Source organism: Campylobacter sp. RM16189, assembly GCF_012978815.1.
Lineage (GTDB): Bacteria > Campylobacterota > Campylobacteria > Campylobacterales > Campylobacteraceae > Campylobacter_A.
The window spans coordinates 1-13,106 of the sequence record NZ_LIWR01000007.1 but is presented as its reverse complement, the minus strand read 5'-3'; the positions used below and the strand labels follow the sequence as shown (position 1 = coordinate 13,106).

Sequence of the window (13,106 nt, the reverse complement as noted above, 5' to 3'; positions counted from 1 at the left end):
ATATGAGACGCGGGTTTTCTTTGCTTGAGCTTGTAATTTCTATCGTAGTAATGGGAATAGTTTTTTTATCTATTCCCACTATAGTAATGCAAAATGCAAAAAACAATACATCAGCCATAATCCAACAAAGTGTAATGGATACTAAAACACGTATGGCTCTTATACTTAAAGCACCGTGGGGATGCGAGAATAACACTTCTCTTATAGGTAACTCTACTCCTATTTTTAATGGCAATCCTGCAGATAATTTTTACACAAAAAATTCAATTTCAACAAGCAATAGAAGAACTTTTTCAAATAAATCAGGAGATGATTGCTTGGCTTTGGTAGAAAAAAGTATAAGTTCGTTTGATAGTAATAAATCATTGGATTTTAATGTAAGTTCAAAAACCACAACATACAACAGGGATAATGTAGTAAGTGCAACAATGAAAACAAAGGTTGATAAAAAAGACATGACAGGAGCGACAAATAATAACATCAAAGTCATAGAAATAAACACAACCGCACACACTATCCCGGATACAAACATAGTGCTTAGGGCATATTCGGCAAACATAGGCGATAGCCCTAAAATACAGACAAGATCATGGTAATGAAAAAAGCTTTTACACTTCTTGAACTGATAGTGGTTTTAGTTATTACAGGTATTATTTCAGTTCTAAGCACAGACATAATACTAAATATATACAGAGGATATTTACAAAGTAGAGCGATAAATACTCTTGAGGCTCAAACTGAGATAGTTTTAGAACAAATTTCCAAAAGACTTATGTTTAGAGTTAAAGGATCAACTATAGGCAGAAAGCCTACGGGAGAATTTGTATCTACTTCTGATGCAGGACTTAATCAAGACTACACTATCTTAGAGTGGATAAGCTACAGCTATGAAAGCTTTCAAGATGGAGGATGGAGTGGTTTTATAGACCTAAATCATCCCAATACAACTAAAACAGGAACTGGCACAGGTGCAGGAACACTAGAAACCCCGGGGAGCGATCTTACATCCGCTAATCAAACAATATCCGATCTTACTAGAGTTGATGCCACTACAAGCAAAGCCAATTTAAGCAATAATACAGTCGGAATTTTCTTTAGAGGCCTAGGAGCCAAGATTGATACATCTTTTGGCTATAACAAGACAGATGCGAATTCAATAGGGATAGTCAATACTACAACAGGTAGCACTACAAATTTGACTATGTCCACATACAAAGGAACTGATATATCAGAGTATTATTACTTACTCCATACTGCTTATGCTATTGTTCCAGGAACTCCTTCTGCTAACGGCGACTCTGATTTGATATTGCATTACAACTATCGTCCATGGTTATTAGGAGAGGACAACCAATATAATGGTAAAAATTCAAACAGTGTTATAATTGCAACAAACGTTACCAGATTTAATTTTACGGAAGTAAATGGCATGATAGTGCTTAAACTATGTATAAGAGATGCTGGCAGGTCACTTGGTAATGGCGAAGAGGAATCCACCGTATGCAAGACAAAGGCGATATACTAATGAGACGCGGATTTACAATGATTATGGCGATATTTTTTATGGTTTTAGTAGCCACTCTTGGAGCGTTTGCACTCAGTCTATCGACTTCTACAGCAAAACATACTACCGATATATTTTTAAGGGAGCAAGCCGAGCTTTTAGCACAAGGTGCAACAGAGATAGCTGTAATGAACTTGCTCGAACGCAAATTTGACTCTACAACAGCCAATTGTCCTACGGCAACAGGTGGAGATAGGCGTATTTTTACACCAAATCCTTTAAATTTTCCAGACAACACCAATCCACTATTTACTATCCAGGTTGAAGTAGTTGAAATTTTTGGTGATATTAATGGTTGCGGCACAGCTATATCCACAGATGCGTCTAAAGGCACAGTAATACTTGATGTTACAGTAACAGCAAATCAAGCTATCACAAATACCCCTATTAGATTCCATAGACGTACTATTCAAAAGCTCTAATATGTGTTATAATATGGCACATTTCTAATAAAGGAGCCATATAATGAACACAAGCATTGTAGGTAAACAATTTGAACTAACAGACTCTATAAAAGGTTATGTAGAGAACGCATTTGACGCTCTTGGAAAATATAATCTCGACATCATTTCAGGACGTTGCGTCATCTCGGCAGATGAAAAAAACGGCAAAAAGGGCTTTTCAGTAGAATTTGCGATAAATTTAGCAAGAAAAGACACTATAGTAATACGCCAAAAAGATAAAGATTTATACGCAGCAGTTGATTTGGCAGTAGATCGCGCCTCAAAGGTTCTAAGAAGAGAGCACGACAAGATGACAACGGTCAAAAACAAAGACGAAGGCAAGGAGATAAGAGCCAGAATTGCAGATGAGCCTGTGGAGGGTGTCGACGAGATAATACCTATGGAACTAGAGCTTTACAAACCGCTTGAGATAGAAGATGCTTTAGAGAAGTTAAAAAATAGCGAAATGCAATTTTACGTATTTAACGATATAGACGCAAGGATGCGTGTAATATATAAGCGCACTGATGGCAAATTTGGACTTTATTAAAATTTAGAGCGGAAAGATCCGCTCTTCTATCTTAACCTACTCTTAATTTATCCTGCTTTTAGCTCTTAAATTTGTGATTGCTTCACCGCCGAGTCCGTAGTTGTCACTATCAACCTCATCTATTATCACAACTGTCGAAGCCTTACTCCTACCTAAAATTTCCGCCACTAGCTGAGTTACACCGGCAATCAGTTTTTGCTTTTGCTCTGTCGTAGGCTCGTTATTTTCTTTGGTTACTCTAATATTTATAAATGGCATCATCATCCCCTTTAAATCATTTTTGTTTGCATACGTAGGCGTTTTTTTGCACTTTGAGTAATATGCTCTTCAAAATCATAGTATTCAAAAGTAGCTCCATGTTGAAAAGCTCCGCCCAAAATATCGCCACTCTGACGGTTTTTAAGATCTATTTCGGCGATTTGAAATCCGTCAAGAGTAGCACAGAACTCCTTTAGTCTCTCCGGCGGATTTTTAAGCTTGGTAAAAAGAAAGCAAAAGCCCTCCCCGCCTTGCCTACCTACTCTGCCTCGAAGCTGATGAAGCGTGGCAAGCCCAAGCCTCTCAGCTCCAACGACCACGATAGTGCTAAGTCTTGGCAAAGATATACCAACCTCCACAACCGTGGTAGAGAGCAAGATATCGCCATTAGCCCTAAATTCACGTAAAATTTGCTCTTTCTCCCTATCTTTTCCATGAGTTATAAAGACATTTTTAAAATTTTTAAGCCAAAATCCTTGGGCTTCGCTTAAACTCTGATAGTTTGAGCTCTCACTGATCTCTACCAAAGGATAGACTATTATGACCTGTTTTTGATTTGCAATTTCTCTTCTAATATGTTTTATAAGCGTTTCAAAATCGCCACTTTGCAAAATTTGCGAATGGATATTTTTTTTAAAAGGCATCTGCTTTAAAAAACTAAATTCCACAAACGAGCTTTGTATCATGCTAAGCGTGCGCGGTATCGGCGTAGCGGAAAACTGTATCACATGAGCGTAATTTTGCCCGTCTTTAACGAGCTGATTGATCTTCTCACGCTGGTTTGAGCCGAAGCGATGCTGCTCATCTATCATAACGACTGCCGCCTTTGGAAGCTCGTTATAAAGCAGTACATGAGTGCCTATTATTAAATTTACACCATCAAATTTAGGCTCTTTTTCGCCACTTTTTACAAGTTTTATCTTCATAAAATTTGGCAAAAGCCTAACAGCTTCATCATAAATTTGCTCGGCTAAGATAGACGTAGGTGCCATCACAACGGCAGTTTTTGGATAAACCATCAAAGCAGACGCAAGGATGACAACCGTCTTGCCGCTTCCTACATCACCCATAACAACGCGTCTTTTAGCCTCAAAGCCACTAAAATCAGCCCTTATATCAGCTATAGCCTTTTCTTGATCGCTTGTAAGGCTAAAGGGCAAAGAGCTTATCCATCCCACAATATCAAAAATTTCTATATCGTTTGCTTTAAAATTTCTCTTTTTAGCGCTTAGTTTTTTTAGATAGTTATAGATTTCTACAAATTTTAAAATCTCAGCTCCATAGCCATTTTTATTTAATTCATCTATTAAAATCACGCTATTTTCATCATTTTTGTGAATTTTGGTTAAAAACTCGGCTTCGTTTTGACTTAGCCCATCAGATATCAAATTTTCAAATTTGATATATTTATCGATCAAAGAGCGAAATCTATCGTCACGCAAATTCAGTTTGTATTTGGGTAATATTTCATTTATTTTAGTGATAATCTTGGGATTTGTTATCTGCCATCCGCCAAAAGCATAGGAACACTTGCCGTTAATATATATTTTCTTATGGAGCTTAAAAGCTCCAAAGTGCCAGGCTTTCGCATTAAAAATCACTATCTTTATATTTGTAGACCAGCTTTCGCACCAGCTTACAATATGCAAAATCCCATTTTGTCTATATGAGTTTTTTATCTCCACTTCCACGCTCACACTACCATCTTTAGGAGTATTTGTAAGCGTGGTATCGTCGTAGTTTTTCGGGATTTTTAGAGCCAGATCAAGCAGAGTAAAAATCCCGATTTTATTTAAGTCTTCTTTATCTTTTGCGTCAAATTTCATTATACAGCACAGCAAAACTTAGCTTGGTTATCTCCGTATGCTCGGCAATAAATTCATTTAATTCGCTAAGTTTTAGTTTTGAAATTTTATTAAGCTCCTCTTTAAAATACCCAAGCTTAAATCCATTGTAAAATTCGTTTTGAGCGATATTTAATCTATTGAGCAAAGTCTCTTGCATGAGAGGTTCTGAGCCTAGTAAAAATTTCTTAGCCTGAGTCAACTCATAGGCGCTTACACCGTTTTTAACAAATCTTTCAAATTCGCTTCTGACTACACTCATGGCCTCATTTTTATTTTCGTTTTTAGTTTGCAGATACCCTGCTATTTGAGAATGGCTAGGAGCAAAACCCGATCTGGCATAAGCCGAATATGCAAGTCCTCTCTTGACACGAATCTCCTCCATTAACCTAGAGCCAAATCCTCCCTCTCCTAAAATAAATGTAGCCACTCTAGCCTTAAATCTATCTTCTATATTCACCCTAAAAGGGGTACCAAAATATACGTATGCTTGCTCGCTTGGCTTAATGATAAGCTTTTCGCTCATTTTTTCACTTGTTTCTATTCTCTCTTGAACCCTTTTCTTTCCGCTTTCCAAATTTGACAAAATATGGCTTAAATTTAGCTCATCCATAGCCACATCTCCACCAAACACCACAAATAGATTTGCTAAATCAAGATGGGCTTTTAGGAAGTTTTTGACATCATCAATAGTTATTTTTTCTATACTCTCTTTAGTGCCTGTTGTCTGATTTGCTAAAGCTGTATTAGGATACAAAAGCTCATTTAAAGCCGATTTGGCTACATAGTCATAGTTGTTTTCATTACTTAAAATTTCGCCAAGTGTAAGTTTTTTCAGCTTATTTAAAATTTCATCGGTTAAATTCGGCTCTCTCAACAGCTCTTGAAGTTTTTTAAGGGCGAAGCCAAAATACTCTTTTAAACAATTCAGCTCTATACTTATCGTCTCAAATCCGGCGCTTGCATGCATATTGATAGCTCTTATTTCAAGCTCTTTAGCAAATCCACTCGTGCCTTCGCTAAGGGTGCCTTCATTTAAAATTTTAGCCGCCAAATTTGCAAGACCGCTATTTTGTGAGTCCTCGCAACTTCCGGCAACTTTAAAAATAAGCTTAAGATAAACTACAGGCAAAACCTTTGAACTTTCAAAGATAACGGGAATTTGAGTGTTTTTAACTTTTAAATTTACAGCTTTCATTCGTAGAATTTCTCCAATATGTCGTAGTTTGTATTGCGTTTTGCAGGCTTTTCGCCAACATCGCGTATTAGATTTATCATCTCGTCTTGATTCATCCTGTATGCAGCACCTGCTGCCTTTACGACGTTTTCTTCCATCATGGTTGAGCCTAGATCGTTTGCACCAAAAAGTAGCGCAAGCTGACCGATGTAGCTTCCTTGCGTGACCCAGCTGCTTTGAATATTTTGAAAATTATCCAAAAATAGCCTTGAAACCGCAAGCAGCCTTAAATAGCGATTTGATGACTGTTTTTCGATTTGCGGCTGCTCGGCGATTAGCTTGGTATTTAGCCCTTGAAAGCTCCACAGGATAAATGCTCTAAAGCCGCCTGTGAGGTCTTGCAGATCTCTGATGTGCTGCCAGTGCTCAACTATCTCGCGAGTCGTCTCAACCGTGCCAAACATCATCGTTGCCGTTGATTTCACCCCAAGCTCGTGGGCTTCTTTATGAATTTTTAGCCAAGTTGCGGTGTCGCATTTCTTAGGAGCTATGATGTCTCTAACTCTGTCGCTTAGCACTTCAGCGCCTGCCCCAGGGATCGAATAGAGTCCTTTATGCTTTAAGCGGGCTAGAACTTCGCGAGTTGAAATTTTAGAAACTCTTGCGATGTAATCAATCTCAATCGCCGAAAAACCGTGGATAGTTATCTGCGGATAGGTCTTGCTAATCCACTCGACCAAATTTTCATACCAATCGATCTTTAGCTTAGGATGAACTCCACCTTGAAAAAGAATTTGCGTTCCGCCGATGGCGATTAACTCCTCGATCTTTTGCCCTATCTCTTCAAAGCTGAGCACATAGGCGTCTTCTTCTTTTGCGTGGCGATAAAATGCACAAAATTTGCAATCGACCCAGCATACGTTTGTATAATTTATGTTTCTATCGACGATAAAAGTTGTGATTTTTTCGGGATGAAGCTCTCGCTTTTTGGCTAGAGCCATAGCCCCAAGCTCATTAAGCTCGGCATTTTCTATCAAATTTATAGCTTCATCTGCACTAAGTCTTGCCAAAATTTTCCTTTGTTTAAATTTGCAAAAGTGTAGCCAAAAATGGTTTTAATTATGATAAAAGATTAAATCCAAAAGTTGTTTAGTTATAAAATTTGAGAAAAAGTATCAGAATTAAAAATTTAATACTCCCAAAGGAGAAAAATCTCTCCTTTGGGGTAAAAACAGATTAAAAATCTGTTTTTATATCTGTATCTATCATAATTTGAACAGTTTTTCCATCTATTTGATTTACACTGTCATAAAGTTTAAATCCTGCATGGGCCTTCATTTGATCAGCGGATAGAGTCCACTCGCCATTACCTTCAACCTTATCGTTGCCATCGCCTAGAATTTTTAGAATAGTATCCGACTTATCTGTTACATCCAGCACATCTTGAGCCGTTATGGTTAATTTTACGGCTCCTGCTGAATCATCTTTACCCAGTCTTATCATCTCAAAGCTATCTATTTTCTTATCCAGGCTATCAACTTTACTTAGATCAATATCTGCATTAAATACTAAAGTATCATTTCCTAAGCCACCATAAATACCCTCTTTGTTGGCATCATACTCGATAGTATCACTTGCCTTATCATCTGTTATTTTTAGTTTAAACGTTACGGTTGAACTCTCAATATTATCTTCAGAAACAGTTTTTGAAGCAACCGTTATATCTGTGCCAGGCTTTGTAAGGATGGTTGCTCCAATCTTTCCAAGATTCATATCCTGCTCACTTATCGGAAACTCTTGTGTAATATTTTTTGTATTATCATCAGGATCGGTATAACTTATCACCATCTTATCGCCAACAACCGCATCATCAGGTAGACGCATAAATATCTTTGTAGAGCTTATGTCTTTGTCTGCTTTATTTTGAGTACGATCTATCTCAATGGCACCATCTTTATTTATGCTACCTTCTGTATATTCCATAGCCTTAATATCTTGCATTTTTAGCAATGCAGCTTGATCTACGCTACTTGAGCCATGTTTACCATCGCTATCTGTAAGTTCTGCTTTTACGGATGTAAAAATTTCTTTTGGTTTATCAGTATCAAGCATAGCTACTTTTTGAAGCTTAATGCTATTGCCTTCAATTATAAAATCCAAACTTGCAGCATCATTACCATTAAGAGTTATATTTCCATTATCATCTTTATTTATAGTAAGCTCTTTTGAAACATCAGTTTTACCAGGCTCAGAGATAGTTAATTTTATCTTATCTCCTGTCACTACATTGCTTGGCAAATTGATGCTAGCTGTGGTAGATCTAAAACTGCTATCTTTCATAGCCTCATCTCTACTCATAATGCCGTCATTGCTAGTATCCTCATCAAATACGACTTCTAGCTCTTTGCCTTTGATGCTTTCTAGCCCAATATCAGCTTTTTTAGGGTCGACGATAACTTTTTCTGTATGATCTTTAATTTTAGCCTCTACTGATGTTGTTTTACCTTCTTGGACTACCACACCGGGAATTGCTATTGTATTATCAGTTACTGTGGCATTTTTACCGACAATGAATTCTTCAGTTCTTGTGGCGGATGAACCGTCAGGTTGAGGCTCTGTGATAGTAACTACTATTTTATCGTTCTCAACGACATCTTTAGGTATCGTTACTCTAGCCGTAGTTGTATGCAATGTTTTATCATCAGCCATACTCTCATCTCTACTTAAGATTTCGTTTCTACTTGCGTTATCCTCATCAAATGAGACGGTTAGCTCTTTTGTGATAGGTGTTAGCGTTACAGAACCTTCATCAGAGCCCTTGCCTGCAACTTCAGCTTTAAGAGTAGATGCTTCGCCATCAACCATTCTTATACCATCTATCTTTATATTGCCATCACCATCTACAGGAACATTTTTTCCGTCTTTATCTTGAACGGTTATAGTGCCGTTATCGTTGCTTATGATAGTATATACTCTAGGCTCACTTGTCCCATCCCCATGCTTAATAGTGATTTCTACCTTGTCGCCAGCAACAACATTGCTAGGGATCGTAACTCTAGCAGTAGTAACATGCAGATCTTTATCCTGCATAGCTTCTTCTCTAGTTAGCTTGCCATCTTTGCTATCACTATCCTCGTCAAATATGATACGCATCTTTCTAGGACCCGGTCCTGTTCCCGTTACTTTCAGGCTTCCTAAAGCGCTAACTATATTTGTATTATCGCCCACATTAGTAACTTCGGCTTTAACAACAACATCACCTTCGGTGATAGGAATTTCTATCTTAGCTATATTATTAGATACGTTAATAGTACCGTCTGCGCCCTCAAGAGTAATATTGCCGTCGGCATCCTTCTTTATAGTATAAGGCTGAGTGCTACTTGCGCCTCCTTGAGTGATGATCAAGTCAAGCTTATCTCCATCTACAGAGTTACTTGGAATTCTTACACTTATAGTAGTCTTATCAGGATCGCTTGAATTTTCATTTGGAGATAAAATTCCATTCTTACTGCCATCCTCATCAAATTTGATAGCCATATCGTCATATAGTTTTTCAAGCTTGCAATTGTTCTGAGCCTCTACTTTGCCTATGCCTTTACTATCTTTTGTTATAGCTTCTACTATTGTATCTTGTGTAGTGCTCATAGTCACACCACTGACTTGGATTATACCGTTGGATATTGGAACTATATTTCCGCCACTATCCTTAACAGTTATAATGCCTGCCTGATCTCTTTCAATATCATAAACTTTTGCAGAGCTTGTATCTTTATTGATTGTTACTGTAACAGTATCTCCGGTCACAACATTACTTGGAATTTTTACATTGACAGTAGTTTGAATCAAATCACTGTCTTTTGTAGCTTCGGTTCTAGACATGATTGTGTTTTTATTGACATCCTCATCAAAATATACAGCCATCTCATTTAGTTCCGCTAAAGTATTTTCACTCGTAGCTGTAACAGGACCAAATACATCTTTTATTTCAGCCGTAACTATAGTCTTTTTGCCAGGAAGAGTATCTAGACCCTTAATCTGGAAGCTATTATTAGTAATCATTTCTACGTTAGCTCCGCTATTTGTATCTTCTGCTATAGTTACTTTACCGTTATTTTCATCTTTATTGATGGTGTATATTTTTACTGTCTCTTTATCAGCTCCACTCTCTTGCGGTTCTTTAATGGTTACAGTTAATTTGTCACCTGTTACTGCATTCTTTGGAATTTTGATAGTTACTGGAGTATCAAATAGCTCTTTATCAGAAACAGCATTTGTTCTGCTTGTAACTTTAGCGCCCTTAGCCTCATCAAATATAACTTCTGGGGCTTTTAAAGGCTCTAAGCCGATAGTCTTTGTGTCTGTTAAAAGCTCTACAGTACCATCACCTTTGTAATCAATCTTAGCTGATATCTTGGTATCATTTGCACTCGGATCAAGACTATCAGCATCTCTTGGCTTCATAGCGAGATCTTCTAGCCTAAAGTTATAAGGCTCACCATCAACTGGCGTCAAAGATTTGCCTGTGGCGTCATCTGTAACTGACTCTATCTTGCCTTTATCATTAACTGTTATAGTATAGTTTATTGAATACTCATCCTTATCAGGTTCCTTAACAGTTAAGATTAGCTTATCTCCTGTTTTTACGTTATTTGGTATATTTACTGTAGCATCAGTTTTGTCTAGTTCTTTATCGGATAAAGCTTCTAGTCTTGTTATAACATCACTGGTGTTTTTTATCTCATCAAATTTTACATCAAGCTCCCTTAGCTCAGGTGTAACTACATCTATATTTGATTGCATGCTCTTGAGAGTATCGCCACTATCTGTTAATATAGCGAAAACTTTTGATTCGACACCAGCAAGCACAGGTACATCTGTAAAAATCTTGGCGTTTGTTATATGATTATCTTCTAGGATAAGCTCTTTAATCTCAAGTTCATTTGGCTTATCAATGTTGGTATAAGACAAGACTAACTTATCTCCGGCTACTGCACCTACAGGTATTCTTATCTCAACTTTTGTATTTTTAAGATTATAATCTTTATAATTTTCATGAACTGTTAAAATTCTATCATTGTTTATATCTTCAGTGAATATAACCACAGGAGCAATCATCACGGTAGTTACGTCAGAAGCCTCATCACTAACACTACCTACGCTATTTCTTATAGTTGCTTTTACTTCATACTTAGTGCTATTAGTCAAATTTTTAATTACAACATTATGACCGTTATTCTGAAGGTTTTGTAGCATAGTGTCATCTTCAATAGTAATTGACTCTTTGCCTATAACACTACCCCATCTGTAAACAAGTATATCTAAAATATCTCCTACTTTAGCCACGTTATGTTTTGTAGTATCCACTTCACTGTCTTGCGGAACTTTTACATTTACGGTTGTCTCTTTTTGATTACCATCACTATTGTTTTCGGCATAAGATAGCTTTCCATCATCTGCAACGTCTTCTATAAATACAACTTTAGGTGGTGGTGGTGGAGTTAAATTTGTTGTTAATTCATCTATGTTTGATGGTTCTCCTTTATTGCCTGCTTCATCGGTTATAGTAGCTTGCGCTGTATATGTTTTTCCGTTTTTTATATCTACGTTATGCACAATATGACCATTCTTCTTAATATTGGCAAGATCCTTATCGTCTGTAATTTTATGACTAAAAGACTGACTAGAGCCATCAGAACTTTTAATTATGATATTTATAGTATCCCCTACTTGAGTACCGACCGGAACGGTTACCTTTACAGACGTCTGATTAGGATTTTTATCTTGGGCATTTTCTCTATTGTTTAAAATAGTATCGTTATTCTTATCCTCTGAAAATTCAATTACAGGAGCGGTAGGGGGAGTCATGTCAACTTTAACTTTGTCCGGATCAGATTTTTGACCTTCATTGCCTGCTGGGTCTTTTATCACAACTTGTGCGGTATATGTTTTCCCGTTTTCTATTTTTACATTATCTACTATATAGCCATTATCTTTTATATTTTGAAGATTTGTTTCATCAGGAATTTTATAGCTAAATGATTGGACCTCACCACCAGGAGTTGTAACTGTTATATTTATAGTATCCCCCACTTGAGTACCAGTCGGAATAGTTACTTTTAGAGATGTTTGATCAGGATTTTTCTCATTTTCACCTTTGCTTAATAATTCATCATTATTTTTATCTTCTATAAATTCTATTGTAGGCTTACCTGAAGGTGGTGTTATATCCACAGTCACTTGATCGCTTCCAGGAACACTTACGTTGCCGGATTTGTCTGTTATGGTAGCTTCTACCTTTGAAAGCTTGCCATCTTCCACAGGAATATTATCTATAATATGTCCATTTGTCTTAAGATCATTGATATTATCATTGGTAACAGGAATATTTACTGTCTCTTTTTCTCCATTAGGTTTTGTAATTGTAATATTTAGTATATCGCCTGCTTCTGTTGCAGGTGGAACGGTTATAGTTACTTTTGTTTCGTTTGACTTACCGTCAGCATCATTTTCATTTTTATTTAAAACACCGTTATCATTAGTGTCTTCATTAAATTTAACCGTAGGAGCGATAGGAGGAGTTAGATGAGTTGTTACTTCATCACTTCCTGAGCTGCCTACATTACCTGCTTTATCAGTAATAGTAGCTTCTACTTTTGAAAGCTTATTGTTTTCTACAGGAACATTACCCATAATATAACCGTTATTTTTAATCTCAGGAGTAACGGTTACCGTTTTAGTTTCAGTAGTTCCGTCCGGTTTTGTAATTGTAATATTTAATATATCACCTGCTTCTGTTGCAGGTGGAACGGTTATAGTTACTTTTGTTTCGTTTGACTTACCGTCAGCATCATTTTCATTTTTATTTAAAACACCGTTATCATTAGTGTCTTCATTAAATTTAACCGTAGGAGCGATAGGAGGAGTTAGATCTACAGTTACCTGATCGAAGCCAGGACCGCTAATAATATTAGTATTCTTATCGGTGATAGTAGCCTCTACTCTTGATGTTTTTCCATCGGCTACAGGAATATTCTCTATAGTGTATCCGTTATTTTTTATATCTTCGGTTATAACTACAGTGCCTTCGATCTTGCTCCCATCAGGTTTAAAAATAGTTATATTTAATGTATCTCCATTATTGGCCGAATCAGGAACTGTTATTTTTACTGGAGTTTCGCTTGCGCCATTAAGCTCATTGCTTCCCAATAGTCCATTGTTATCGCCGTCTTTTGTGAACTCGACTATTGGAATTGGTTGAGGTTGAGGCTCT

9 protein-coding genes are annotated in these 13,106 nt (G+C 36.9%); 4 read left to right on the top strand and 5 right to left on the bottom strand.

Annotated elements, in window-relative coordinates:
• The first annotated feature begins 2 nt into the window (after positions 1-2).
• The 4 genes from CDOM16189_RS06235 to hpf are packed head-to-tail and all read left to right on the top strand — an operon-like array spanning position 3 to position 2,557.
• A complete protein-coding gene (locus CDOM16189_RS06235; protein ID WP_170000856.1) occupies positions 3-596 on the top strand; it encodes a type II secretion system protein in 594 nt (197 codons plus the stop codon).
• Complete coding sequence (locus CDOM16189_RS06230) at positions 596-1,525, top strand: type II secretion system protein (RefSeq protein ID WP_170000855.1); 930 nt, start codon at positions 596-598, stop codon at positions 1,523-1,525. Before CDOM16189_RS06235 ends, CDOM16189_RS06230 begins: the two co-directional genes overlap by 1 nt.
• Positions 1,501-1,986 (top strand): type IV pilus modification PilV family protein, encoded by a 486-nt coding sequence (locus CDOM16189_RS06225; RefSeq protein WP_249321592.1) that lies wholly within the window; start codon positions 1,501-1,503, stop codon positions 1,984-1,986. Before CDOM16189_RS06230 ends, CDOM16189_RS06225 begins: the two co-directional genes overlap by 25 nt.
• A gap of 43 nt (positions 1,987-2,029) precedes the next feature.
• Positions 2,030-2,557: a ribosome hibernation-promoting factor, HPF/YfiA family gene (gene hpf / locus CDOM16189_RS06220; protein WP_170000854.1), complete on the top strand. Its 528-nt coding sequence runs from the start codon at positions 2,030-2,032 to the stop codon at positions 2,555-2,557.
• Between the two features lie 42 nt (positions 2,558-2,599).
• Here the strand turns inward: hpf and CDOM16189_RS06215 are convergent, their stop codons facing one another.
• The 5 genes from CDOM16189_RS06215 to CDOM16189_RS06195 all read right to left on the bottom strand — a co-directional run bounded on the left by CDOM16189_RS06215 (position 2,600) and on the right by CDOM16189_RS06195 (position 13,042).
• Positions 2,600-2,815 (bottom strand): 2-hydroxymuconate tautomerase family protein, encoded by a 216-nt coding sequence (locus tag CDOM16189_RS06215; RefSeq protein WP_169974841.1) that lies wholly within the window; start codon positions 2,813-2,815, stop codon positions 2,600-2,602.
• An 11-nt stretch (positions 2,816-2,826) separates the two neighbouring features.
• Positions 2,827-4,641 (bottom strand): ATP-dependent DNA helicase RecG, encoded by a 1,815-nt coding sequence (gene recG, locus CDOM16189_RS06210; RefSeq protein ID WP_170000853.1) that lies wholly within the window; start codon positions 4,639-4,641, stop codon positions 2,827-2,829.
• Positions 4,631-5,857 carry a M16 family metallopeptidase gene (locus tag CDOM16189_RS06205; protein ID WP_170000852.1) on the bottom strand — a complete coding sequence of 409 codons (1,227 nt, stop codon included), beginning with the start codon at positions 5,855-5,857 and terminating at the stop codon, positions 4,631-4,633. The genes recG and CDOM16189_RS06205 overlap by 11 nt, the downstream gene beginning before the upstream one ends.
• Positions 5,854-6,906, bottom strand: a complete 1,053-nt coding sequence (locus tag CDOM16189_RS06200) for a dehypoxanthine futalosine cyclase (RefSeq protein ID WP_170000851.1) — start codon at positions 6,904-6,906, stop codon at positions 5,854-5,856. Before CDOM16189_RS06200 ends, CDOM16189_RS06205 begins: the two co-directional genes overlap by 4 nt.
• Before the next feature lie 166 nt (positions 6,907-7,072).
• A complete protein-coding gene (locus CDOM16189_RS06195) occupies positions 7,073-13,042 on the bottom strand; it encodes a hypothetical protein (RefSeq protein ID WP_211436598.1) in 5,970 nt (1,989 codons plus the stop codon).
• Between the last annotated feature and the right edge of the window lie 64 nt (positions 13,043-13,106).

Bases quoted from the DNA above. Each gene is read 5' to 3' on its own strand.
- CDOM16189_RS06235 (WP_170000856.1), top strand. From the start codon at position 3: ATGAGACGCGGGTTTTCTTTGCTTGAGCTTGTAATTTCTATCGTAGTA.
- CDOM16189_RS06230 (WP_170000855.1), top strand. From the start codon at position 596: ATGAAAAAAGCTTTTACACTTCTTGAACTGATAGTGGTTTTAGTTATT.
- CDOM16189_RS06225 (WP_249321592.1), top strand. From the start codon at position 1,501: ATGCAAGACAAAGGCGATATACTAATGAGACGCGGATTTACAATGATT.
- hpf (WP_170000854.1), top strand. From the start codon at position 2,030: ATGAACACAAGCATTGTAGGTAAACAATTTGAACTAACAGACTCTATA.
- CDOM16189_RS06215 (WP_169974841.1), bottom strand. From the start codon at position 2,815: ATGCCATTTATAAATATTAGAGTAACCAAAGAAAATAACGAGCCTACG.
- recG (WP_170000853.1), bottom strand. From the start codon at position 4,641: ATGAAATTTGACGCAAAAGATAAAGAAGACTTAAATAAAATCGGGATT.
- CDOM16189_RS06205 (WP_170000852.1), bottom strand. From the start codon at position 5,857: ATGAAAGCTGTAAATTTAAAAGTTAAAAACACTCAAATTCCCGTTATC.